This window comes from Pseudomonas sp. PS02302, from assembly GCF_029959585.1.
GTDB classification, from domain to species: Bacteria; Pseudomonadota; Gammaproteobacteria; order Pseudomonadales; family Pseudomonadaceae; genus Chryseomonas; species Chryseomonas aestiva.
On sequence record NZ_JASCON010000036.1, the window covers coordinates 1 to 22,591 of the forward strand.

Genomic DNA, 22,591 nt, shown 5'->3' on the forward strand with positions numbered 1-22,591 from the left:
GGTCGGGGGCCGCCTGGCCGAGGCGCTGCGCGGACTGGGCTGGACGGTGCTGGTCTGCGATCCACCCCGTCAGGCGACCGAGCAGGGCGACTTCCACAGCCTGGACGAGTTACTGGAGCGCTGCGACGTGCTCTGTCTGCATACCCCGCTGATCCGTGATGGCGAGCAGCGCACCCTGCACCTGTTCGAGGCGACGCGCCTGGCGAGGTTGCGTCCGGGCAGCTGGCTGCTCAATGCCTGCCGGGGCGAGGTAGTCGACAACGCCGCGCTGTGTGCCCATCTGGCTGGTGGCGCCGAGCTGGCGGTGGCCCTGGATGTCTGGGAAGGCGAGCCGGGTATCGATCCTGAATTGGCCCGTCTCTGTCAGCTGGTGACGCCCCATATCGCCGGGCACAGCCTGGAAGGCAAATGGCGCGGCACGGCGCAGATCTACGCGGCCTTCTGCGCCTGGACCGGGGAAACACCGAGGCTGGGTTTGAGCGACCTGTTGCCGCCGCAGCAGCTGGAGCGCCTGGTGTTTGGTGCGGATACGCCCGAGGCGACGGCCTTCAGGCGCGTCTGTCGTGCGGTCTATGACCCGCGCGACGACGATGCGGCGCTACGCGCGACCCTCGCCTTGCCGGGCCTGGCGCGGGCCCAGGCGTTCGACGCCCTGCGCAAGGGCTATCCCATGCGTCGGGAGATTCCGGGGCTGGTGCTCGAAGGGACGGGCGTGGCTCGCCTGGCGAGGGCCCTGGGCTGCAGCTGGCGACATGGCGACGACTCCGAAAGCGGCGGTGTCGCTTAGGACCGAGGCGAAGCGGAAGCGTTCAGGCGGGACAACGGACTCCCGCCACCCGGCCCGCGCGGCCGAATGACGGAGCCCAAGACGAGGGAGCCGTACGGCCCCCCGAGCTTAGTGGTATTCGCAGAGATAGGCGGTGTCTTCCGCGACCTTGAGCTGGAACTTGGCGTTGGCCGGCACGGTGAACTGGCTGCCCGCGGCGAAGGTTTCCCAGGTCTCGCTGCCCGGCAGCTTGACGGTCAGGGCGCCGGCCACCACGTGCATGACTTCCAGCTGGCTGGTACCGAATTCGTATTCGCCGGGAGCCATGACGCCCAGGGTGGCAGGCTTGGACTTGAGGCTGAAGGCGATGGATTTGACGGTGCCGTCGAAGTATTCGTTGACCTTGAACATCGGATTTCCTTGTACGAGAGCGGTTGGGACCGTCGGCGAGTATGCCCAAGGCCGAGGCCCACTGTCACCGCTCCAGACGCGGCTAGCGCACGAGGGCCGGCAGGCTGGCGGGGATCAGCTTGGCGGTGTTGCGCGCGTCGGTCTCGGCGCGGTGCAGCACCCCGGTAAAGGCCAGTCCCGCCGATTCCAGGGCGGCGGTGAGACCCAGCGGACGCGCCAGACCACGGGCCTTGGCGAAGGCCTGCTTTAGATTGCGATGCGGGACCCGGGCGAGGTGGGTGTGCAGATCGTATTCGCGCCAGGCCCGCTCCAGCAGACGGCGGTCGAAATCGCCCCAGCTGCACCAGCCGGCGAGAGTGGTCTCATAGGCGCCCAGCCAGGCCTCGAACGTCGGCCAGGTGCTTTGCAGGGGTTCGGCGCCATCGACATCGGCCTGGCTGATATGGGTCAGGTCGCGGCAGAAGGGCGTCAGCAGCGGCAGCCGCCGGGGCTGGACGAAACTCTGATAGCGATCGAGCTCCTGGCCTGCGGCATCCACCATGACCGCGCCGATCTCGATGATCTCCATCAGCTCCAGCGGCCAGCCGCCTTCGTCGGTGGTCGCTTCCAGGTCCAGCACCAGCCAATGCTTCATCGTCACGCCCTCGGGCCAGCCGCCTCGCTCATCGCAGATAAGACGATGGAAAGGCCGCGGGGTTGCGTGGCGAGGTGCGAATGAATGTTACATTCATGACTCGATAGCGACATCTGGTCACGATTCGCTTGTGAGGCCCAGGCCTAGCTCTTAAGCTTGAAGCCTCTCTATCTGCGAGTTTCACCCATGGAGTGCCGTCCGGGTTGTGGCGCCTGTTGCATCGCGCCCTCGATCTCCTCACCGCTGCCACGCATGCCCCAGGGCAAGCCCTCCGGGGTGCGCTGCGCCCACCTGGACAGCACCAACCGCTGCGACCTGTTCGGTTCGCCGCTGCGCCCGGCGGTGTGCGGCGGTTTCCAGGCCGAGCTGGCGTTCTGCGGCACCAGCAGCGCCGAGGCGATGGCCATCCTGCTGCGCCTCGAAGGTGAAACCGCCGCCTGATCCGGTTTTGAATTGCGCTCTCCGACAACCACAACAACAAGGGACGTCCCATGCACAAGCCGCTTCGCTCCATCCTCGCCCTGACCCTGCTCGCAGCCACCGGCCTGGCCCAGGCCGAGGACTGGCAACTCGCCAAGCAGGAAGATGGCATCCAGGTCTATACCCGGGCCGTCGCCGGCTCCAAGTACAAGGCCTACCGCGGCGTGGTCCAGATCAAGGCCGATCCGGCCACCATCGCCAAGCTGCAGGACGATCCCCTGGGTTCCTGCAAATGGATCTTCCGCTGCCAGTCGCTGCAGGTGCTCAAGCGTCAGGACAACCAGGCCTGGACCTACATGCGCATCGACATGCCCTGGCCGGTGACCGCCCGTGACGTGGTGCTGCACATCACCGAGCAGAAGACTCCCGATGGCGGCTTCACCCGCACCCTCGAAGGCCAGCCGGACTATCGTCCCGCCGCCGACGGCTACATACGGGTTGCCAGCTTCCAGGGCCAGTGGCGGGTGGTACCGAAGAACGGCGGCTCGGAAGTGACCTACGAGGCCCAGAGCGAACCGGGCGGCAGCGTGCCGTCCTGGCTGGCCAACAGCTTCGTGGTGGATGCGCCGCTCAACACCCTGAAGGGCCTGCGCCAGGCCGCGCAGCGCTGAGCGACCGCCCTCGGGCAACGGCCTGGCGCACTGGCGCCAGGCCCGTTCAATGCTACCCCTCTGCCAAGCCGTGGCGGTCCACCCGCATACCTCGACAGCTGTTTTTAATACCACCCCTACAAACTTGCCCATGAGGGATCAACCCCTCTGCCTGGGCGGTGGTAATCAGCGAGCAGGGACGGTTGCTGCCCGACTGCGTCTTTTTCGACGCCAGCCATCTACCAGGCGGAAGGCCAGCAGGGCGGCGCCGATGGCGGCGTAGAGTGCCCATTCTTCCAGGTCCGAGCGCACGATCCAGAGGTAGTGCAGCAGCCCCAGGCCCAGCACCAGGTAGGCCAGTCGATGCAGCTCCTTCCAGCGCTTGCCCAGGCGGCGCATGGCGGGGCGGTTGGAAGTGACGGCCAGGGTCAACAGGATCAGCAGCGCGGCGGCACCCACGATGATGTAAGGGCGGCGCTGTAATTCCACCCCCAGTTGCGACAGGTCGAAGCCCAGCACGAAGGCCAGGTAGCCGAGGAAGTGCAGCAGGGCATAGGTGAAGGTCCAGAGGCCGAGCTGACGGCGGATCACCGGCCAGAGCTTCCAGCGGGTGAGGCGCGACAGCGGGGTCAGACTCAGCGTCAGCAGCAGCAGCACCAGGGCGCCGGTCCCCAGCTTGTCCACCAGCGCCTTGCCCGGGTCCGGGCCGAGGGCGAAGATCCAGGCCTGGTACAGCCACCACAGCGGCGGGCTGAGTGCGGCGACGAACACCGCGACCCGCCAGAGCAGCAATCCCATCAGTAGTTTCTCCGCAGATCCATACCGGCGTAGAGCGAAGCCACTTCCTCGCCATAGCCGTTGAACATCAGCGTCGGCCGCACGTTGGGGCTGAACAGGCCGCTGGGCAGGCGACGTTCACGAGCCTGACTCCAGCGCGGGTGGTCCACTTCCGGATTGACGTTGGCATAGAAGCCGTACTCGTTGGGCGCCATGCCCTGCCAGGTGGTGCGTGGCTGCTCGGCCACCAGGCTGATGCGGACGATGGACTTGATGCCCTTGAAGCCGTACTTCCAGGGCACAATCAGCCGCAGCGGCGCGCCGTTCTGGTTGGGCAGCACCCGACCGTACATGCCCACCGTCATCAGCGTCAGCGGATGCATGGCTTCATCCAGGCGCAGGCCTTCCACATAGGGCCAGTCCAGCAGGGCGAAGCTGGAATTCATGCCGGGCATGTGCTTCGGGTCCTTGAGCGTCTCGAACTTCACATAGCGCGCCTTGCCGGTGGGTTCGACCCGCTTGAGCAGGCTGGCCAGCGGAAAGCCCAGCCAGGGGATGACCATGGACCAGGCCTCGACGCACCTCATGCGGTAGATGCGCTCTTCCAAGGTGTCGGGACCGAAGAGGTCTTCCAGGCCGTAGGTGCCGGGTTTGCCCACTTCGCCATCGACCACCACGCTCCAGGGCTGGGTGGGCAGCTGCGCGGCATGGGCCGCGGGATCACTCTTGTCCGGCCCGAATTCATAGAAGTTGTTGTAGTGGGTAGCGTCCTTGAAGGGCGTGATGTCCTCGCCCTTGACCGTGGCCGCCTGCCAGCGGGTAGCGGGCAGCTTGCCTTCGAACCAGTCCGGGCCCTTGGCGGCTTCGACGTCGCCATAGCTGGAAGCGGCCGCCAGCGCCCAGCCGGGCAGGGCGGCGCCGGCGAGCAGGGCGCCGCTGGCACCGAGCAACTGGCGCCGGGACAGGTAGACGGCTTCGGGGGTGATCTCCGACCCCAGGCAGGCAGAGCGCGGAACGATCTTGATCGGCATGACGGACCTCGGTGGGGTGCGCTCGCAGGAGAGCGGCTGGCTAACAGCGTGAGACATCCCGGTCGTGAAAAGCTTCCAGGGCCCACGATAGCCTGCCGCCCCGGTCCGGCGGAAGACCGGTGCGCCTGGCCGAGTGAAGCGTTCAGGGCGCGGTCAGGGAGCCGTGGGACCCCGTGCCATACTGCGGCGACCTCTCGCCCTCAGGAGTCCCCGATGAAGAAGCTGATCAATAGCCCCACCGCGGTGGTTCGCGAACTGCTCGAAGGTCTCGTCAGCCTGGATCCCGGCCTGGCCCTGCTGGCCGAGGAGCAGGTCATCCTGCGCCAGCCCCTGGCCGCTACGGGAGATCGCCCGGTGGCGGTGATTTCCGGCGGCGGCAGCGGCCACGAACCGGCCCATACCGGCTATGTGGGCGAGGGCATGCTGACCGCCGCGGTGGCGGGAGACGTCTTCACCTCGCCCAGCGTCGATGCCGTGCTGGCCGCCATCCGGGCGGCCGCCGGTCCCGCGGGCGCCCTGCTGGTGGTCAAGAACTACACCGGCGACCGTCTCAACTTCGGTCTGGCCGCCGAACTGGCGCGCAGCGAAGGCATTCCGGTCGAGACGGTGCTGGTGGCGGACGATGCGGCTCTGCGGCACACCGTGGCGCCGGAAAGGCGCCGGGGCATCGCGGGCACCGTGCTGATCCACAAGCTCGCGGGCGCAGCGGCCGCCGCCGGGCGCCCCCTGGCCGAGGTAGCTGCGCTGGCCCGCGCCGCGAGTGCCGAATTGCGCAGCATGGGTGTCGCCCTGGGTGCCTGCACGGTGCCGGCGGTGGGGCACCCGGGTTTCCAATTGGCGGACGACGAAGTGGAATGGGGCCTCGGCATCCACGGTGAGCAGGGCGTCGAGCGCGGTCCCCGACTGGGCGCCGACGGCACCGTGGCGCGGCTGCTGGATACTCTCATTGAAGACGGCGGCTATCCCGCCGGCACGCGCCTGGCGCTGCTGGTCAATGGCCTGGGCGCGACGCCGCCGCTGGAACTCGCCCTGATGGCGCGGGCGGCGCTGAGCCAGTTACGCCAGCGGGGCCTGGTGGTGGAACGCGCCTGGACCGGTACCTTCCTCAGCGCCCTGGACATGCCCGGCTGTTCGCTGTCGCTGCTGCCGGTAGACGAGGCGCGCCTGGCGCTGCTCGATGCGCCGACCCGGGCGCGGGCCTGGCCGGGTGACGGCCGGGTCCCGGCGGCGCCCACCCTGCTGCCCGCACCCGCGGCAGCAGCCGAAACTACTCCTCATACCCCCGGTCCCCTGGCAGAGCCTCTGCAGGCGGGGGCCGCTGCGATCGTCGCCAGCCTGCTGGCCAACGAAGCCCGCCTCACCGATCTGGACAGTCGCGCCGGGGACGGCGACCTGGGCACCAGCCTGGCCCGTGGCGCTGAAGCCATGCGCGCCTTGCCCGCCAGTGCCTGGTACACCCCGACCAGCGCCCTGGCAGCCACGGGTCAGGCACTGCGCCGGGCCATCGGTGGCAGCTCTGGTCCCTTCTACGCCTGCGCCCTGATCCGCGCCGCCCAGGTGCTGGACGGGGTGGAGCGACCCACGCTGGCCCAATGGGCTCAGGCTATGGATGGTGGCGTCCAGGCCCTGGCCGAACTGGGTGGCGCCCAGCCGGGCCAGCGCACCATGCTCGATGCCTTGCGCCCGGCCGCGGATGCCCTGCTGGCCGGTGCCCAGGCGGGCGCCAACCTGACGCAGGCCTTTGCCGCGGCGCTCGCCGCCGCCCGCCAGGGCGCCGAGGCCACCGCCGAGATGCTGCCGGCCCAGGGCCGCGCCAGCTACCTGGGCGAACGCGCCCGCGGCATTCCCGATGGCGGTGCCGTAGCGGTGGTCTGTTGGCTGGAGGCCCTGGAGCCCGTGATCACCGGCTAGGCCATTTATCGCCCTGGCGGGTCGCGTGGCGATCGGGACAGCCAGGGCGCTCAGGAAGGTCGACACGCAGTCCAGAGCTACCTAGGCGCTCGGCCAGCTGCGCTATCCGGTCAGGCCCTGGACCCCCTCGTGAAAAGCCGCGTGCCTCGCCTGGCCGCGGGTCATCCAGGGGCCTGAGCGAACCGCTTATCAAAACATTTCAGAGCATCCTTAAGCCCAGATGCAACATGCCGATAGTTAGTATGACGATAACCAAATGGTTACCGTTGGCGCCTGTGCCGGCAGTTGGCCACCATTGAACTGGTTGATGTCGCACGGAGTAGATAACCCGCTAGATAAGGCACCCGCATGCGCACGAATTTGCCGGTCACCCAGCAAGGCCGTACCTTCAAGCAAGAGGAACGACTCATCTCCACCACTGATCTGCAGGGGAACATCACCTACTGCAACGAGGCCTTCATTGCCATCAGTGGCTATACAAGGGAGGAGCTGATCGGCAGTCCGCACAATCTGGTGCGTCATCCCGACATGCCGCCACCGGTGTTCGGCCACATGTGGGCGACCCTCAAGGAAGGCAAGCCGTGGATGGGCATCGTCAAGAATCGCTGCAAGAACGGCGATTTCTACTGGGTGAGCGCCTATGTCACCCCGATCCTCGAACAGGGCCGGGTGATCGGCTACGAATCCGTGCGGTCGCTGCCCAGCGCCAGCGAAGTCCGTCGCGCCGGCGAGCTCTATGCCCGCATCAATGCCGGCAAGGCCCCCGTGCCCATGACTCGCCGGCTGGGCAGCGCCATCGCCGCCTGCTGGTCGACGGTGGCGGCCACCGGGGTGATCCTGAGCGGCCACTTCCTGCTCGACGACACGACTCAGGCGGTGCTCATCGTCGCGGCGCTGCTGGGTATCAGCGGCCATCAGCTCTACCGTCAGCGCGCCAGCATCGAGCGCATCCTCGCCGATCATCCGAAGATGTTTTCCAGTGCCGTGGTGGCCCCGACCTACAGCGACCAGTGCGGTGCTCCGGCACGCCTGGATCTGGCGCTGCACAGCGAAGCGGCGCGCCTGCAGACGGCCCTGACCCGGCTGGCCGACGTGGGCGACAGCGTGCGCGTCAAGGCGCGCGAATCCTCCCAGCTCGCCCAGTCCGAAGCCGAATTGCTGGATCAGCAGCGCCACGAGACCGACCAGTCCGCCGCGGCCATCACCCAGATGACCTCCACCATCCACGAGGTCTCGCAGAACGTCCAGGAGACCGCTCAGGCGGCGGCCAACGCCGAGAGCCTGGTGCACTCCGGGCGTGACAAGGCCGAAGAGAGCCTGACGTCCATGCGCGAACTCGGTGCGGCGGTCAGCGACATCGGCCAGGCCGTGGGCGAACTGGCCAGTTCGACCCAGAGCATCGGCAGCGTCGCCGATGTGATTACCGCCATTGCCGAGCAGACCAACCTGCTGGCGCTCAACGCCGCCATCGAGGCCGCCCGTGCCGGTGAGGCCGGTCGCGGCTTCGCCGTGGTAGCCGACGAGGTCCGCTCGCTGGCCTCGCGTACCCGTGAATCCACCGAGCAGATCCACCAGATCATCGCCAACCTGCAGGCCAATGCCGACCGCGCCGTGGCCACCGCCAGTCGCGGCGAAGAGACCTCGCGCCAGAGCGAACGTCATTCGGCGGCGGTACGCGAGTCTTTGGAGGGCATCAGCGAATCGGTCAGCCTGATCACCGCCATGAGCCAGCAAATGGCCACCGCGGTGGAAGAGCAGAGCCACGTCTCCGAAGACATCAACCGGCAGATCAGCCGTATCGCCGATCTCTCCGATCACAGCTCGGCCCAGGCCCGTCGCGGCTCGGAACTGAGTCGTGAACTGGAAGGCATGGCCGACTATCTGCACGACCTCACCGCCCGCTTCAATCGCTGAGTCGGGGAGGGCGGCGGTGATCCGGTATGATCGCCGCCCCGATTCGCTCCGGAAGTGCCGATGTCCCGTCCCGCCTGCGCGCGCTGTCAGCGGCCCCTGCCGTTGTGCCTGTGCGCGCTGATCCCCTCGCTGGCCAGTCGCACGCGGGTGCTGTTGCTGCAGCATCCCAGTGAGCGCCGTCACCCACTCAACACGGCACGCCTGGCCGCGCTGGGACTCAGCAATGTACGCCTCGAAATCGGCGAGACCTTCGCCGAATTGCCGCTCTGGCTCGCCGGCCATGACGCCTGGCTGCTGTTTCCCGGGCCCGAGGCGATGCGGGTGGATCTGCTGCCGCCCGCCGCCGTGAGCGAGTCGCGACGGCTGCTGGTGATTCCCGACGGCACCTGGCGCAAGGCACGCCTGCTGCTGCATGCCAATCCGTTGTTGGCGGCCTTGCCCAGGCTCACCCTGCCGCCCGGGGCGCCGTCGCGTTACCGGGTACGCAAGGCGCCGGCGGCGGCTGCGCTGTCGACCGTGGAGGCCGTGGTCGCGGCGTTGAATGCACTGGAGGCTCCGCGCCGCTTCGACGCCTTGCTGGCGCCTTTCGAGGCGCTAATCGACGGCCAGATCGCCGCCATGGGACCGGAAACCTTTGCTCGCAATCATGGCCGGGCAGCGCCAGGCGATTGAGGGAATTACCCCGCGGTCGGACGACTCTACCTAGGGAGTCAGCAGAGGAGTCACCCCATGTCCCGCTTCCCGATCCGCCAGCACAGTGAATTTGCCAGCCTTACCGCCCTGGTCCAGCCCCGCGCGGGCGGTGAACCCGATCAGCCTGATCCGGCTCCCATCCAGCCCAGCGAGCCGGGCGAGCCCACCGTCCCCGATCAGGCGCCCCCGACCCCCATGGCCAGGGCCGCCTGACGCCGCCAGCGGCACCCATGAAAAAGGGCGATCATTGCTGATCGCCCTTTTTCGTGCCTGACAGTGGCTAGCGCCGGGTCTTCTGCCTGAGCAGGTAGACCGTCACCGCCGCGCAACTGGTGAAAGCCGCCACCCGGGCCCAGACATAGGGCACCAGCCAGCAGGAAAATCCCACGCTGATCCACATGGCGACGATGGCGTAGACCTTGCCCTTGAGCGGGATGCCGTCGCCTTCCAGATAGGGTTTGACCCAGGGGCCCAGCCATCGGTGGTTGATCAGCCACAGGTAGAACCGCTCCGAACTGCGCATGAAACAGGCCGCGGCCAGCAGCAGGAAGGGCGTGGTGGGCAGCAGCGGCAGAAAGGCGCCGATGATGCCCAGGGCCACGCTCAGCCAGCCGATGCCCAGCAGCAGGTAGCGGACCCAGCCCTTGCGCTGGCGGGGTCTCGGAGTGGCCTCGTCCATCGCTCAGTGACGCGGCTTGAGCAGCGCCGGCTTTTCTTCGGGGGAATGGCAGAGCAGGAACAGCTGGGTCAGCAATTCCGGAATCTGCACCATCATGTCGGCAACCAGGCGGCGGTCCTGGGCGATCTCGGCGAACTCCGGCTGCTCATCGAACAGGCCCGAACCGACCATGATCGGCAGCAGCAGCTCGCTGACTTCGTCTTCGGCGTCTTCGAACCATACGGCTTCGCGCAGGAAAACCCCTTCCATGAAACCGATGCACCAGCCGCGCAACTCGGAATCGTCCGGCTCCGGACCGAGCTCCAGGTCGCACGGCAGATCCAGCTCTTCGTCGCTGCCCAGCACGCGCAGGATATGCGCCTTGAGCTGCACCAGGGAGCGCTCGATCTCTTCCTGCTGGGCGGCATCGCGATACTGCGGCGGCTCGGCGAAGAGCGCGTCGATCCACTCGCGTTCAGGAACCTCTTCCGGGCAGATGGACAGGGCGGTCAGGTAGCCATGGGCGGCTACGTAGTCGAGCGCTTCTTCGTGCAGATCGTCTGCATCGAGAAAATCGCGCAGACGGGTCAATTGTTCGGCGAAGGACATCGGCTACTTACCTCGGAAAGGATTCGAAAGGGCAGAACGGCCGGAATTGTAGACGAGCGCCCGAGTCACGTCGAACCCGACGGCCTGGGGCCGGCCGACGGAAAAGCACCGCCGCAGCGACCCCGGCATCCGTATAATGGCCTTTCCATTCGAGGAGGCTTCATGTCAGAACCCGCGCTGCGCATCCTTAAAGACGTCTTTGGCTACGACGCGTTCCGTGGCAACCAGGCCCGGATCATCGAGCGTGTGGCCAGCGGTGGCGATGCGCTGGTGCTGATGCCTACGGGCGGCGGCAAGTCCCTGTGCTACCAGGTGCCGGCGCTTCTGCGGCCGGGCGTCGCCGTGGTGGTCTCGCCCCTGATCGCGCTGATGGACGACCAGGTCGCCACCCTGCTGGAACTGGGTGTGTCGGCGACCGCGCTCAACTCCACCATGACCGGCGAGCAGCAGAGATCCGTCGCCGCGCAGCTGGAGCGTGGCGAGATCAAGCTGCTCTACCTCGCACCCGAGCGCCTGGTCCAGCCGCGCATGCTGGACTTTCTCAAGCGCCTGCCGATCGCCCTGTTCGCCATCGACGAAGCCCATTGCGTGTCCCAGTGGGGCCATGACTTCCGTCCGGAATACATGCAGCTCGGCCAACTGGCCGAACACTTCCCCGACGTGCCGCGCCTGGCGCTCACCGCCACCGCGGATTCCCGCACCCGCGAAGAGATGGCCAGCCGCCTGCATCTGGAAGAGGCCGAGCGCTTTCTGTCCAGCTTCGATCGTCCCAACATCTTCTACCGCATCGTGCCCAAGGAAGCGCCGCGCAAGCAGCTGCTGGCCTTTCTTGCCGAGCGTCGCGGCGATGCCGGTATCGTCTACTGCATGTCGCGCAAGAAGGTGGAGGAGGTGGCCGAGCAGCTCAGCAGTCAGGGCTTCCCCGCCTTGCCCTATCACGCCGGCCTGCCCAACGACGTGCGCGCCGCCAACCAGAAACGTTTCCTCAACGAGGAAGGGCTGATCATGGTCGCCACCATCGCCTTCGGCATGGGCATCGACAAGCCCAACGTGCGCTTTGTCGCCCACCTCGATCTGCCCAAGAGTCTGGAAGCCTACTACCAGGAAACCGGCCGGGCCGGTCGCGATGGCCTGCCCGCTGACGCCTGGATGGCCTACGGCCTGCAGGACGTGCTGCTGCTGCGGCAGATGATGCAGAGCTCCGAGGGCGACGAGCGTCACAAGCGCATCGAGCGGCACAAGCTCGAAGCCATGCTGGCGCTGTGCGAGGAAACCCGTTGCCGGCGCCAGGTGCTGCTGGCCTATTTCGACGAGCACCTGCCCCAGCCCTGTGGCCATTGCGACAACTGCATCGACACCGTCGAGACCTGGGATGCCACCGAGCCGGCGCGCCAGGCGTTGTCGGCCATCTACCGCAGCGGTCAGCGCTATGGAGTAGGGCACCTGGTCGACATCCTGCTCGGTCGCGAGACCGAAAAGATCACCAGCCTCGGCCACCAGCGGCTGGCCGTGTTCGGCCTGGGCAAGGCCCGTGGCGAAGACGAGTGGCGCACCCTGTTCCGCCAGCTAGTGGCCCGCGGCCTGGCCGAGGTGGACGTCGACGGCTATGGCGGCTTGCGCCTGACCGAAAGTTGCCGGCCGCTGCTGCGCGGCGAGGTGCGCATCGAATTGCGCCGTGACCCCAAGCCCCAGCGTGGCCGGGGCAGCGGTGGCAGCGGCTCGGCCAGTGCCGCCAGCCAGCTGGTGCGCGCCGACGAGCGCGAACTCTGGGAGGTCTTGCGCACCCTGAGACGCAAGCTGGCCGAAGAGCATTCGGTGCCGCCCTATGTGATCTTCCCCGACGCCACCCTGCTGGAGATGCTGCGCAGCCAGCCGCGCTCGCTGGACGAGATGAGCCGCGTCAGCGGCGTGGGCGCACGCAAGCTGGAGCGTTATGGCCAGGCTTTCCTCGACGTCCTCAATGACGGCGACGCCGCGCCGCCTCCGGTCGCTGACGTGCGCCACGAGGTGCTGACGCTGGTACGCGCCGGCATGACGCCCGAGCAGGCTGCGCGGCAGCTCAATTGCTCGGAAAAGAATGTCTATGCACTATTGGCCGAAGCCATCGCCGGGCAGCAGATCGCCCTGGAACAGGCCCTTGACCTGCCGGAGGATCTGCTGGCGGAAATCCAGGATGCCTTCCTCGAAGACGAGGGCGAGCTGCCGCCGGTAGCCCATGTCGCCGCGCGCTTCGAGGGGCGGGTGGCGGGTGGCGCGCTGTACTGTGTGCGGGCAGCTCTGCAGGCGGAATTGGCGGACTAGCGAGGCGCGGCGGTTGCCCCACCATGCCTGTAACCAGAATAATGAGAAAATCCAAGTACAAGGTTTAGCCTGAATGACCCCTACCGATCCACACCTGTTTGGCCGCCAGATCTTCCACGTCTCCCGTGCCTGGCGCGCCGAGCTAGACCGGCGCCTGAGCCACCTGGGGCTGTCTCAGGCGCGCTGGCAGGTGTTGCTGAACCTGGCCCGGATGAAGGGTGTCCAGCCCACCCAGCGTGAGCTTGCCCAGAGCATCAGCATCGAGGGGCCGACCCTGGCACGGCTGCTGGACGGCCTGGAAAAGCAGGGCCTGGTCAAGCGTCTGGCGGTCACCGAGGACCGTCGCGCCAAGCGCATCATGCTGACCCAGGAAGCCGGTCCGCTGATCGAGAAGATCGAGACCATCGCCGAAGCCCTGCGCAAGGAATTGCTCAGCGGCCTCGACGATGAGGAGATCGCCATCTGCCAGCAGGTGCATCAGCGCGTCCTGGCCAATCTCGAGCGCGGCTGACCGCCGTCTGGCGGCTGGCGTCGCCCGGGTGCCTCCGCCCAGCCCCGGGGTCGGATCTGGCCGGAGCGTCTGGCATCGCTGCTGGCGCCAGACGCCACCCCCGGCCGCTTTGTCGCGCGCGGGGCCATCGGTTTGCCGTCTGTCGGTATCGATGCTACGTTCCAGCGTAGCGGAGGCGATTTTTGTGAGCCACCGCGCTAAAACTCCGGTTTCCTCGAATACCTGACGCAGCGGTATCCATGGTCGCGAAACGCCGTCCCCTTGCCTTTGTTCTTCTGTCGGCCGCCGCGCTGACCCCTCTTCCTCAAGCGGCGTTCGCGCTCGGCCTGGGGGGCATCACCCTGCAGTCTTCGCTCAACGAACCTCTGCGCGCGCGGATCGAACTGGTCAACATCGGCGATGCCGGTGCCGAGGACTTCCGCATCCATCTGGCGGCGAACGAGGCCTTTGCCCAGGCCGGCGTGGATCGCACCCAGTTCCTCGACGATCTGAAGTTCACCCCGCACCTGCGCACGGCGGCCGGCAGCTATGTCGAGGTGACCTCACGCCGCTCACTGGTCGAGCCCTATCTGGGCTTCATCGTTCAGCTGGAACAGCCGGGCGGCAAGCAGCTGCGTGAGTTCACCCTGCTGGTGGATCCGCCGCGCAGTGGTGGCGCGCCCACCAGCGTCGCCAGTACCGCCCCGGCGCGCGTCCAGGCGGCATCCGCTCGCGCCGCCGCGCCGGCTGCTGATCCGGCGGTCCGCCAGGCCGTAGCTGCACCGCGTCAGGGGCTGGCGCCTTCGCCAGACCTGGCCGCCGGGGAAGGCGTCTACCAGACGCGTCCCAGGGACACCCTCTGGAGCATCGCCAAGCGCCTGGGGCCAATGGCCAATCGATCGGCCGAGCAGCTCATGGCCGATCTGTTCGCCCTCAATCCGGCGTCCTTCGCCAACAATGATCCCGGACGACTCAAGGCCGGTCAGCGCCTGCGCCTGCCCGTGGGTGTCAGCGAACCTGCGCCGCGGCAGCCGGTAGCGGCCAAGACCACGCCGTCCGCGCCCAGCCCGGTACCCGCCGCACCGGTCGCCACGGCGCCCGCCCTGTCACCCGCACCTGCTACGCCAGCACCTGCCGCTGCGCCGGCGCCGGCACCGGAATCAGTGGCGCCGCCAGCAGCCGCGCCGCAGCCGGCCGGAAGTTCTGCCGAAGACACCAAGCCCCTGCTGGTGACGCAGGACCTCGGGCGTCAGGTCGGCGATCTGGAAGGTCAGCTGACTCAACTGCAGGAGCGTTACGACGCACTGTTGGCGCAGAAAGAGGTGATGATCGAGCAGCTCCAGCAGGACCGTGAAGGTCTGCAGCAGCAATTGAAGCAGGCGCGGTCGGTGGCCCTGGCCACGCCGACGCCCGCCCCCGCGCCGCCGGCACCGGAAAGTCCTGCCGCTCAGGCGGCGCCCGTCGCCTCCAGTCCTGCCGCGGGCAGTACCGATGAAGGTCTGTTGTCACTACGCTCGCTGTTGTTGGTGGGTGGCGCGGCCCTGCTGGCCCTGGCCGGTGTGCTCTGGTGGCGCCGGCGGCAGGCGGAAGACGTCGTCTTCGCCGACGCGGATGACGTCGAACGTGTCGAAATGGTCGAGCCCTTGCCCGAGCCGGTGCTGGCCGCTACCCAGCCGGTGGTTGCCAAGTCCAGGACCAAGCCCGTAGCCGTCGCCGCCAGTCCGGCGCCGGTCGACGATCATGCCGGTCGTGCGGAGATCTACATCGCCTATGGCCGCTACGGCCAGGCGCGGGAAGTGCTGGAAAGCGGCCTGGCCGAAGATGATCGGCGCCAGGATCTGCGGTTGCTGCTGCTCCGGGTGCTGGCCACCCTGGGCGAGGCTCCGGCATTCAGGGAGCACGAGCAGCGTTTTCTGGCGCTGGGGGGCGTGGCGGCGAGCCTCGCGGTATTGCACGCCCAGTTTCCCGGGATGTCCGCCGATCCGGTGGAGCCCCTGCTGGAGGACGATCTGGACCTCGACCTGCCCGCCTTCGATGCGCCGGCCAGCGAATGGTCGGCGGAATTGCAGTTCGCCGAGCCGGCGGTATCTGCGCCGGTGACCGAAGAGCACTACGATCTGGATCTGGCGGATCTGAGTCTCGATGAAGCCATTGCCCTGACCGAAGAGCTGGATGCCGATTCCGGATGGAAGCAGGTCGATGCCCTGGAGGTCTCTTTGGAAGACGACTTCCCTGAAGGTCTGGGCGAGTTGCCGGCGGTCATGGAGCTGGACCTGAGTCTCGACGAGCACTTCATGGCCGATGCCATTGCCCGGCGGTTTGCCGAGGCCGAGGCCTGTCTCGATCAGGGTGACGTCCAGCACGCCACCTCGCTGCTGCAGGAAATAGTCAGCGAAGGCAGCGACAGCCAGCGCGAGCGGGCCGAGATCCTGCTCTCCCGCATCGCCTGATCACGCCTGATCAGAAGCTGTTGCCCAGGTTGATGTAGAAGGCGTGTTCGCCCTGGTCGCTCAGACCATAGGTGAACCTGAGTGGTCCCAGCGGCGTGTCCAGTCCGAGGAACAGGCTGGCCGCGCTGATGTTGCCGCTGTCGTAGTCGTCATCCCGATTCCAGATGCGTCCCTGTTCCAGGCTGCCGCCCAGATAGACCGGGGTGTCCAGCGGGAACAGCGAGCGCTGCGTGAGCTGGTGGTAGTAGATCAGCCGCGCCAGGCCGTAATTCTGGCCGGACAGGGCATCCTGCCGATAGCCTGAGAGCTGCCAGGCACCTCCCAGCAGGAAGCTGCTGGTTACCACGTTGGTGTCGCTGTCCGTCGACAGGGTGCGCCCCAGGCCGCCCCCCAGTACGAAGGTGTTGTAGCCATAGCTGAGCGCCTTGTTCAGGTGCAGGTCCAGCTGCCGGTAGCGTGAATCCGAGCCCAGGCTCGGATCGAACTGCTTGAGCGTTAACGCCAGGTCCTGGCCCTCCCGCGGGAAGTTCACGTCGTCCAGGTCGTCCAGCGAATAGCGCAACTCGTAGAAACCCTCGGTAAAGGATTCCTCCGGCGTGTCGCGCGGTCCGACATGCACCTTGGTACTGCCCCAATCGTGGCCGATACCCAGGCGCACCTCGGCCTTGTTGCCGATCTGCCGACCCACGTTGAGGCCGAAGCCATAGCGCTCGCGCCGGTATTCGGCAATGGGGTCATTGCGCTCCAGCTGCTCGATGTTGCGTGCCTCGCCGCCGACGTAGGGTGCGATGAAGTAGCGTGAGCCGACATCCAGAGGTTGGTAGAACTCGCTGTAGAGCTCCTGGTGATCACCGATCTGTACCCGGGTCAGCCATTCGCCGCCGAGGCGATTGAGGCCATTGATGCGATAGCTGGCGCCGAAGTTGAAGGCGCTGTCGCCCCGCAGGTCGTCCGACAGATTCAGGCCCAACCGCAGGAAGTCCGTACCGCTGCGCTTGCCGCGGGCATAGATCACCAGCACGTTGTCGCCAGGGCCGTCCCGGCGGATGCGGTATTCCACCTGGTCGAAATAGTCCAGGCCATAGAGGGTGCTCATGTCGTCCTGCAGCCGCTCGACATTCAGGGGGTCGCCCAGGCGTTGGCGGATATAGTGACGAATGACCTCGTCTTCGACCTTGGAGTCGTTCTCGATGCGGATGGCGTCGATGACCGGAGTTCGGCTGCTGGGCGCGCGAGCCGCTGCCACGGCCGTGGAGCGCTCGCTTTTCGCGTCCTTGCGCAACACCGCCAGTTCGCTTGCCATGGCCATGGTCGCCCGATAGCCGGCATCGATCAGCGCCCTGACCTCGCTGAAGTCGGCGCTGGTATAGCTGGCCAGCGGCGGCTGGATCAGCAGGTCCTGCTTGCCCAGGGTCGCCAGCTGCGCCTGGGAATTGTTGCGCGTCATCAGGGTGGTGGACTGATTGAGTACGTCCAGCACCGTGGTCAGGTCCCGGCGCTTGAGCAGGGGAGTGCCGATGTCGACCACCACCACCCGCTGCGCGCCCATGTCCCGCGCCACGTCGATGGGGATGTTGTCGACCATGCCGCCATCCACCAGCAGCCGACCGTCGATTTCCACCGGCGCGAACACCGCCGGAATCGACATGCTGGCGCGGATCGCTCGGGGCAGATGACCATGATCGAAGACCACCTTCTCGCCGGTGGTGATGTCCGTGGCCACGGCGCGGAAGGGGATGGCCAACTGGTTGAAGTCCCGGGTATCGCTGGTATGCACGAACAGCTTTTCCAGCATCATCCCCAGGTTCTGGCCCTGGATCACCCCGATGGGCAGGCCCAGGGTGCCGTCATCCCGAAAGCTGAGCTTCTGCTTGATCAGGAAGTCCCGGTCATCCTGCTTGCGCCGGAAGGGCACGTCCTTGCGTGGCGGCTGGTCGGACAGTACCTGGCCCCAGTCCATGCCCAGCGCGATGCGTTCCAGTTCCTCGGCGCTGTAGCCGGCGGCATAGAGGCCGCCGATCACCGCGCCCATGCTGGTGCCGGCGATGGCGTCGACCTGGATGCCCTGTTCCTCCAGGGCCTTGAGCACGCCGATATGCGCCAGCCCCCGGGCAGCACCGCCGGACAGCACCAGGCCGACCTTCGGCGGCGGGGCACTCCAGGCCAGGGCGGACAGGAGAAGGCAGGCTACCAGCAGCAACAGGCGCATAGGACGGACCACATGGCGGACGGGAACGGGGGCTGCGTATTATAGGGAGCCCAGGCCTTGCGAGGTGTACCGTGGCGAACGCCAGACCTATCATCACCATCCACTACTGCACCCAGTGCCAATGGCTGCTGCGCTCGGGCTGGCTGGCCCAGGAGCTGCTCAGTACCTTTGGTACCGATCTGGGCGGGGTGACGTTGCTACCGGGAACCGGGGGCGTGTTCGAGATCGCCTGTGGCGGAGAGGTGCTCTGGGAGCGGAAGAGGGATGGCGGCTTTCCCGATGCCCGAGCGCTGAAGAATCGGGTCAGGAATCTGCTGTTTCCGGAGCGCGATCTTGGGCACAGCGAAGGACAGCGGCGCGAAGAAGGAGATGGCGCCCCCGAAGGGGCGTGAGATCAGGCTTCCGTACTGACCGTATCCCGCACATCGAGGGCATTGGTGGCCGGCGCAGCGGCGGGTGCGCTCACTTCGGCCGCGCGAATCTCGACGGCGTGCAGGCCCTTGGGACCCTGAACGATATTGAAGCTGACCGCCTGGCCCGCCTTCAGCGTGCGGTAACCGTCCATCTGAATGGCCGAGTAATGAGCGAATAGGTCTTCATCACTGTTATCTGCAACGATGAAGCCATATCCTTTGGCGTTGTTGAACCATTTGACCTTGCCACTGAGCATACCGGCTCCCTCTGCAAAGGACTCCAAGCCTGGAGTATCATTCGACTACAGTTCCAGTGAATCCACACAGATGCCACTACAACGGAACCCTTGGTACCTCGTCGGTACAGGATGTTTGTAACACCCTTTCAGCCTTAGTCAAGGCGAGGCACTAGGCGGCTGAGACGTGGATCAAGCTCTTTTTTCCCTGCTATTCATCCCGTAATTCGGAATCGATCAGAATGCGTGTAATCGACCCCATCCGACTGGCGGCGGAAGACAACGAACATCAGGACGGCGACAACGGCGGCCTGGCGGTGCAGGAGGCAAAACCTGCACTAAAACGGCCAGCCAGATATCGAGTTCTGATGTATAACGATGACTACACCCCGATGGAGTTCGTCGTCGAGGTGCTGGAGCGCTACTTCAGCATGAACCGCGAAGCGGCTACCCAGGTGATGCTTACTGTGCATACTCAGGGAAAGGCAGTCTGCGGAACATTTACTCGCGATGTCGCTGAAACCAAGGCCATGCAAGTCAATCAATATGCCAGGGAGTGCAACCACCCGCTGCTGTGTGAAATCGAAATCGAAAGTTAGATCTGTGCTGCTTGGGCTACTGTGCTGCTTGGGCTATGAGGTGAAGCTATGTTGAATCGTGAGCTCGAAGTCACCCTGAATCTCGCCTTCAAGGAGGCGAGGACGAAGCGTCATGAATTCATGACCGTTGAGCACCTCCTGCTGGCGCTGCTGGACAATGAAGCGGCGGCCACCGTGTTGAGAGCCTGCGGCGCCAACATCGATCGCCTGCGGCGCGATCTGTTGGAATTCATAGATTCCACCACGCCCCTGATCCCACAGCAGGATGACGAGCGCGAGACCCAGCCGACGCTGGGCTTTCAGCGTGTCCTCCAGCGTGCGGTCTTCCACGTGCAGAGCTCGGGCAAGCGCGAAGTCACCGGGGCCAACGTCCTGGTCGCCATCTTCAGCGAACAGGAAAGCCAGGCGGTGTTCCTGCTCAAGCAGCAGAGCGTGGCGCGGATCGACGTCGTCAATTTCATCGCACACGGCATCTCCAAGGTGCCAGGGGCAGCACCCGAGGCCGAACAGGACCAGGACGCCGCCGAGGAGGAGGGGGCCGAGCCCAGCTCCTCCAACAACCCACTGGAAGCCTACGCCAGCAATCTCAACGAGCAGGCTCGCCAGGGTCGTATCGATCCGCTGGTAGGGCGTGAGTCGGAAGTCGAGCGCGTAGCCCAGATCCTCGCCCGGCGCCGTAAGAACAACCCGCTGCTGGTGGGCGAGGCCGGCGTCGGCAAGACCGCCATTGCCGAAGGCCTGGCCAAGCGCATCGTCGACGGTCAGGTCCCTGACCTGCTGGCCGACAGCGTGGTCTATTCCCTCGATCTCGGCGCGCTACTGGCCGGGACCAAATACCGCGGCGATTTCGAAAAGAGATTCAAGGCCCTGTTGGCCGAGCTGAAGAAGCGGCCCCATGCCGTGCTCTTCATCGACGAGATCCATACCATCATCGGTGCCGGCGCGGCCTCGGGCGGGGTGATGGATGCCTCCAACCTGCTCAAGCCGCTGCTGTCCTCCGGTGAGATCCGCTGCATCGGCTCCACCACCTTCCAGGAATTCCGCGGCATCTTCGAGAAGGACCGGGCACTGGCTCGGCGCTTCCAGAAGGTCGATGTCGTCGAGCCTTCGGTGGATGATACCTACGGCATCCTGCGCGGCCTCAAGGGGCGCTTCGAGCAGCATCACCACATCGAGTACACCGACGAGGCGCTGCGTGCAGCAGCCGAGCTGGCTGCGCGCTACATCAACGACCGGCACATGCCCGACAAGGCCATCGACGTCATCGACGAAGCCGGTGCCTACCAGCGCCTGCAGCCCGAAGATCGTCGTGCCCAGCGTATCGACGTACAGCAGGTCGAAGACATCGTCGCCAAGATCGCGCGGATCCCCCCGAAGACCGTCAACAGTTCCGACAAGGAGTTGCTGCGCAACCTGGAGCGCGACCTCAAGCTGACCGTCTTCGGTCAGGACCTGGCCATCGAATCCCTGTCCACCGCCATCAAGCTGTCCCGTGCGGGTCTGAAATCACCGGACAAGCCGGTTGGTTCCTTCCTCTTCGCCGGCCCTACCGGCGTGGGCAAGACCGAGGCTGCCCGGCAGCTGGCCAAGGCCATGGGCGTCGAGCTGGTGCGCTTCGACATGTCCGAGTACATGGAGCGGCATACCGTGTCTCGCCTGATCGGTGCGCCTCCCGGCTATGTTGGCTTCGACCAGGGTGGTCTGCTGACCGAAGCCATCACCAAGACGCCGCACTGCGTGCTGCTGCTCGATGAGATCGAGAAGGCCCACCCCGAGGTGTTCAACCTGCTGCTGCAGGTCATGGACCACGGCACCCTGACGGATAACAATGGTCGCAAGGCCGACTTCCGCAACGTGATCCTGATCCTGACTACCAATGCCGGCGCCGAAACCGCCTCCCGTGCCTCCATCGGCTTCACGCTGCAGGATCACACCACGGATGCCATGGAAGTCATCAAGAAGAGCTTCACGCCCGAGTTCCGCAACCGTCTGGATACCATCATCCAGTTCGGCCGCCTGAGCACGGAAGTCATCAAGAGCATCGTCGACAAGTTCCTTACCGAACTCCAGGCGCAGCTCGAGGACAAGCGTGTCCAGCTCGAAGTCACGGATGCGGCCCGCGGCTGGCTGGCAGAGCGGGGCTACGACGTGCAGATGGGCGCTCGTCCCATGGCACGCCTCATCCAGGACAAGATCAAGCGGCCGCTGGCCGAGCAGATCCTGTTCGGAGACCTGGCCGACCATGGCGGTATCGTCCACATCGATGCGGTGAACGACGAGCTGGAGTTCGAGTTCGAGACCACCGCCGAGCCTGCCTGAGGGCAGGTCGCGATTTACAATCGCTCATGAAAAAGCCCGGCATTGCCGGGCTTTTTCATGAAAGGCTTCGCTTAACGCGCGCGGTAAGTGATCCGGCCCTTGCTCAGATCATAAGGCGTCAGCTCCACGCGAACCTTGTCGCCCGTCAGGATGCGGATGTAGTTCTTACGCATCTTTCCGGAGATGTGCGCGGTGACGACGTGCCCATTTTCCAACTCCACGCGAAACATGGTGTTGGGAAGGGTGTCGACGACAGTACCTTCCATTTCGAAGCTGTCTTCTTTCGACATATATAGAAAAGCCCTCGGTGACAAGATAGGCCCAGAGCAGTCCGGGCGAAAAAGGCCCATATTCTGACAGAAATTCAGAAAAAGCGCTATTTCGTCAGGCCAGGGCAACCCAGCGCTGATTGACGAAGAGCTCAATGGGGCGGTACTCGGTCTTATAGGACATCTTGCGACACCCTTTGATCCAATAGCCGAGATAAACCGCATCGAGGCCTAGGCGGCGGGTTTCGGCGATCTGCCAGAGAATGCCGAATACGCCCAGGCTGCGCTTCTCTTCGCTGGGGTCGTAGAAGGTGTAGACCGCCGACATGCCATTGGGCAGCACATCGGTCACCGCGATGCCGATCAGGCGGTCCTCGACGCGCATCTCGTAGAAGAAGGCGTAGGGCAGGTGGCTGACCAGGAAGGTGGAGAACTGGCCGCGGCTCGGTGGGAACATGTCGCCGTCGGCGTGGCGTTCGCTGATATAGCGTGCATAGAGTTGATAGCGCTCTTCGGTGAAACCCGGGTCGCAGCGCGTGACCTTGATGTCGAGATTGCGCTTGAGCACGCGCGTCTGCTTGCGGCTGGGGCGAAAGCGGGCAATGGGGATGCGGGCGGGGACGCAGGCCTTGCAGAGCTGGCAGTGGGGGCGGTAGAGATGATCGCCACTACGACGGAAGCCCAGTTCGGACAGTTCGGCGTAGATCTGGCCGTTCATGGGTTGCGAGGGGTCGAGAAACAGCGTGGTCGCCTGCTCGTTGGGCAGGTAACTGCAAGCGTGAGGCTGGGTTGCGTAAAACTTGAGTCTCGCCAGCTCGGTCATGTCGAATC

General features: G+C 65.8%; 23 protein-coding genes and 1 pseudogene. 14 read left to right on the forward strand and 10 right to left on the reverse strand.

Features of this window, described 5'->3' with window-relative positions; translation table 11 throughout:
• Positions 1-787: DUF3410 domain-containing protein (locus QMX82_RS13620; protein ID WP_282284421.1), on the forward strand; the 787-nt coding region annotated here is incomplete at its 5' end.
• A 108-nt stretch (positions 788-895) separates the two neighbouring features.
• Here QMX82_RS13620 and ppnP read toward each other — a convergent pair.
• A complete protein-coding gene (gene ppnP, locus QMX82_RS13625) occupies positions 896-1,177 on the reverse strand; it encodes a pyrimidine/purine nucleoside phosphorylase (RefSeq protein WP_027597776.1) in 282 nt (93 codons plus the stop codon).
• Between the two features lie 82 nt (positions 1,178-1,259).
• Entirely contained in the window at positions 1,260-1,811 is a 552-nt protein-coding gene (locus tag QMX82_RS13630; protein WP_208690908.1) for an exonuclease domain-containing protein, read from the reverse strand.
• A gap of 186 nt (positions 1,812-1,997) precedes the next feature.
• Here QMX82_RS13630 and QMX82_RS13635 point away from each other — a divergent pair, with 186 nt between their 5' ends.
• Both QMX82_RS13635 and QMX82_RS13640 read left to right on the forward strand, forming a co-directional pair.
• Complete coding sequence (locus QMX82_RS13635) at positions 1,998-2,252, forward strand: YkgJ family cysteine cluster protein (protein ID WP_027597778.1); 255 nt, start codon at positions 1,998-2,000, stop codon at positions 2,250-2,252.
• 50 nt (positions 2,253-2,302) lie between these two features.
• Entirely contained in the window at positions 2,303-2,902 is a 600-nt protein-coding gene (locus QMX82_RS13640; protein ID WP_208690909.1) for an START domain-containing protein, read from the forward strand.
• Positions 2,903-3,067: 165 nt separating this feature from the next.
• Here the strand turns inward: QMX82_RS13640 and msrQ are convergent, their stop codons facing one another.
• Positions 3,068-3,679, reverse strand: coding sequence for a protein-methionine-sulfoxide reductase heme-binding subunit MsrQ (msrQ, locus tag QMX82_RS13645; protein WP_282284429.1), 612 nt, complete (start codon positions 3,677-3,679; stop codon positions 3,068-3,070).
• Positions 3,679-4,689 (reverse strand): protein-methionine-sulfoxide reductase catalytic subunit MsrP, encoded by a 1,011-nt coding sequence (gene msrP / locus QMX82_RS13650; protein WP_208690911.1) that lies wholly within the window; start codon positions 4,687-4,689, stop codon positions 3,679-3,681. The genes msrQ and msrP overlap by 1 nt, the downstream gene beginning before the upstream one ends.
• Positions 4,690-4,902: 213 nt before the next feature.
• On the opposite strand from msrP, the gene QMX82_RS13655 reads away from it, so the two are divergent.
• The 5 genes and pseudogenes from QMX82_RS13655 (at position 4,903) to QMX82_RS13670 (ending at position 9,420) form a co-directional block, all read left to right on the forward strand.
• The gene (locus tag QMX82_RS13655; protein ID WP_282284432.1) at positions 4,903-6,600 is read left to right on the forward strand and encodes a dihydroxyacetone kinase family protein; all 1,698 of its coding nucleotides are present in this window, start codon (positions 4,903-4,905) and stop codon (positions 6,598-6,600) included.
• A gap of 348 nt (positions 6,601-6,948) precedes the next feature.
• Positions 6,949-7,278: pseudogene (locus tag QMX82_RS26030) on the forward strand (PAS domain-containing protein); the annotation flags it as partial.
• A gap of 93 nt (positions 7,279-7,371) precedes the next feature.
• Entirely contained in the window at positions 7,372-8,514 is a 1,143-nt protein-coding gene (locus QMX82_RS13660; RefSeq protein ID WP_405046469.1) for a methyl-accepting chemotaxis protein, read from the forward strand.
• Between the two features lie 60 nt (positions 8,515-8,574).
• Positions 8,575-9,186 carry a tRNA-uridine aminocarboxypropyltransferase gene (locus tag QMX82_RS13665; protein ID WP_282284438.1) on the forward strand — a complete coding sequence of 204 codons (612 nt, stop codon included), beginning with the start codon at positions 8,575-8,577 and terminating at the stop codon, positions 9,184-9,186.
• Positions 9,187-9,243: 57 nt separating this feature from the next.
• Positions 9,244-9,420, forward strand: a complete 177-nt coding sequence (locus QMX82_RS13670; RefSeq protein ID WP_208690915.1) for a hypothetical protein — start codon at positions 9,244-9,246, stop codon at positions 9,418-9,420.
• A 67-nt stretch (positions 9,421-9,487) separates the two neighbouring features.
• Here the strand turns inward: QMX82_RS13670 and QMX82_RS13675 are convergent, their stop codons facing one another.
• Positions 9,488-9,886 (reverse strand): YbaN family protein, encoded by a 399-nt coding sequence (locus QMX82_RS13675; protein WP_133859233.1) that lies wholly within the window; start codon positions 9,884-9,886, stop codon positions 9,488-9,490.
• A gap of 3 nt (positions 9,887-9,889) precedes the next feature.
• Positions 9,890-10,474 carry a UPF0149 family protein gene (locus QMX82_RS13680; RefSeq protein ID WP_158895048.1) on the reverse strand — a complete coding sequence of 195 codons (585 nt, stop codon included), beginning with the start codon at positions 10,472-10,474 and terminating at the stop codon, positions 9,890-9,892.
• A gap of 162 nt (positions 10,475-10,636) precedes the next feature.
• Between QMX82_RS13680 and recQ the strand changes: the two genes are divergently transcribed.
• The 3 genes from recQ (at position 10,637) to QMX82_RS13695 (ending at position 15,715) form a co-directional block, all read left to right on the forward strand.
• Complete coding sequence (gene recQ / locus QMX82_RS13685) at positions 10,637-12,775, forward strand: DNA helicase RecQ (protein WP_282284444.1); 2,139 nt, start codon at positions 10,637-10,639, stop codon at positions 12,773-12,775.
• Positions 12,776-12,848: 73 nt separating this feature from the next.
• Positions 12,849-13,286, forward strand: coding sequence for a MarR family transcriptional regulator (locus QMX82_RS13690; RefSeq protein WP_007162293.1), 438 nt, complete (start codon positions 12,849-12,851; stop codon positions 13,284-13,286).
• A gap of 239 nt (positions 13,287-13,525) precedes the next feature.
• The gene (locus tag QMX82_RS13695; protein WP_282284450.1) at positions 13,526-15,715 is read left to right on the forward strand and encodes a FimV/HubP family polar landmark protein; all 2,190 of its coding nucleotides are present in this window, start codon (positions 13,526-13,528) and stop codon (positions 15,713-15,715) included.
• 10 nt (positions 15,716-15,725) lie between these two features.
• On the opposite strand, the gene QMX82_RS13700 is transcribed toward QMX82_RS13695, so the two are convergent.
• Complete coding sequence (locus tag QMX82_RS13700) at positions 15,726-17,924, reverse strand: patatin-like phospholipase family protein (protein ID WP_282284452.1); 2,199 nt, start codon at positions 17,922-17,924, stop codon at positions 15,726-15,728.
• Positions 17,925-17,995: 71 nt separating this feature from the next.
• On the opposite strand from QMX82_RS13700, the gene QMX82_RS13705 reads away from it, so the two are divergent.
• Entirely contained in the window at positions 17,996-18,316 is a 321-nt protein-coding gene (locus tag QMX82_RS13705; protein WP_208690920.1) for a SelT/SelW/SelH family protein, read from the forward strand.
• A 2-nt stretch (positions 18,317-18,318) separates the two neighbouring features.
• Here QMX82_RS13705 and cspD read toward each other — a convergent pair whose 3' ends face one another.
• A complete protein-coding gene (cspD, locus tag QMX82_RS13710; RefSeq protein WP_208690921.1) occupies positions 18,319-18,594 on the reverse strand; it encodes a cold shock domain-containing protein CspD in 276 nt (91 codons plus the stop codon).
• Between the two features lie 221 nt (positions 18,595-18,815).
• Here cspD and clpS point away from each other — a divergent pair, with 221 nt between their 5' ends.
• Positions 18,816-19,172, forward strand: coding sequence for an ATP-dependent Clp protease adapter ClpS (clpS, locus tag QMX82_RS13715; protein ID WP_208690922.1), 357 nt, complete (start codon positions 18,816-18,818; stop codon positions 19,170-19,172).
• Positions 19,173-19,220: 48 nt separating this feature from the next.
• Positions 19,221-21,491 (forward strand): ATP-dependent Clp protease ATP-binding subunit ClpA, encoded by a 2,271-nt coding sequence (gene clpA / locus QMX82_RS13720; protein WP_282284459.1) that lies wholly within the window; start codon positions 19,221-19,223, stop codon positions 21,489-21,491.
• Positions 21,492-21,562: 71 nt separating this feature from the next.
• Here the strand turns inward: clpA and infA are convergent, their stop codons facing one another.
• Positions 21,563-21,781 (reverse strand): translation initiation factor IF-1, encoded by a 219-nt coding sequence (infA, locus tag QMX82_RS13725; protein WP_002553999.1) that lies wholly within the window; start codon positions 21,779-21,781, stop codon positions 21,563-21,565.
• A gap of 94 nt (positions 21,782-21,875) precedes the next feature.
• A complete protein-coding gene (locus tag QMX82_RS13730; RefSeq protein ID WP_282284462.1) occupies positions 21,876-22,583 on the reverse strand; it encodes an arginyltransferase in 708 nt (235 codons plus the stop codon).
• Positions 22,584-22,591: the final 8 nt, after the last annotated feature.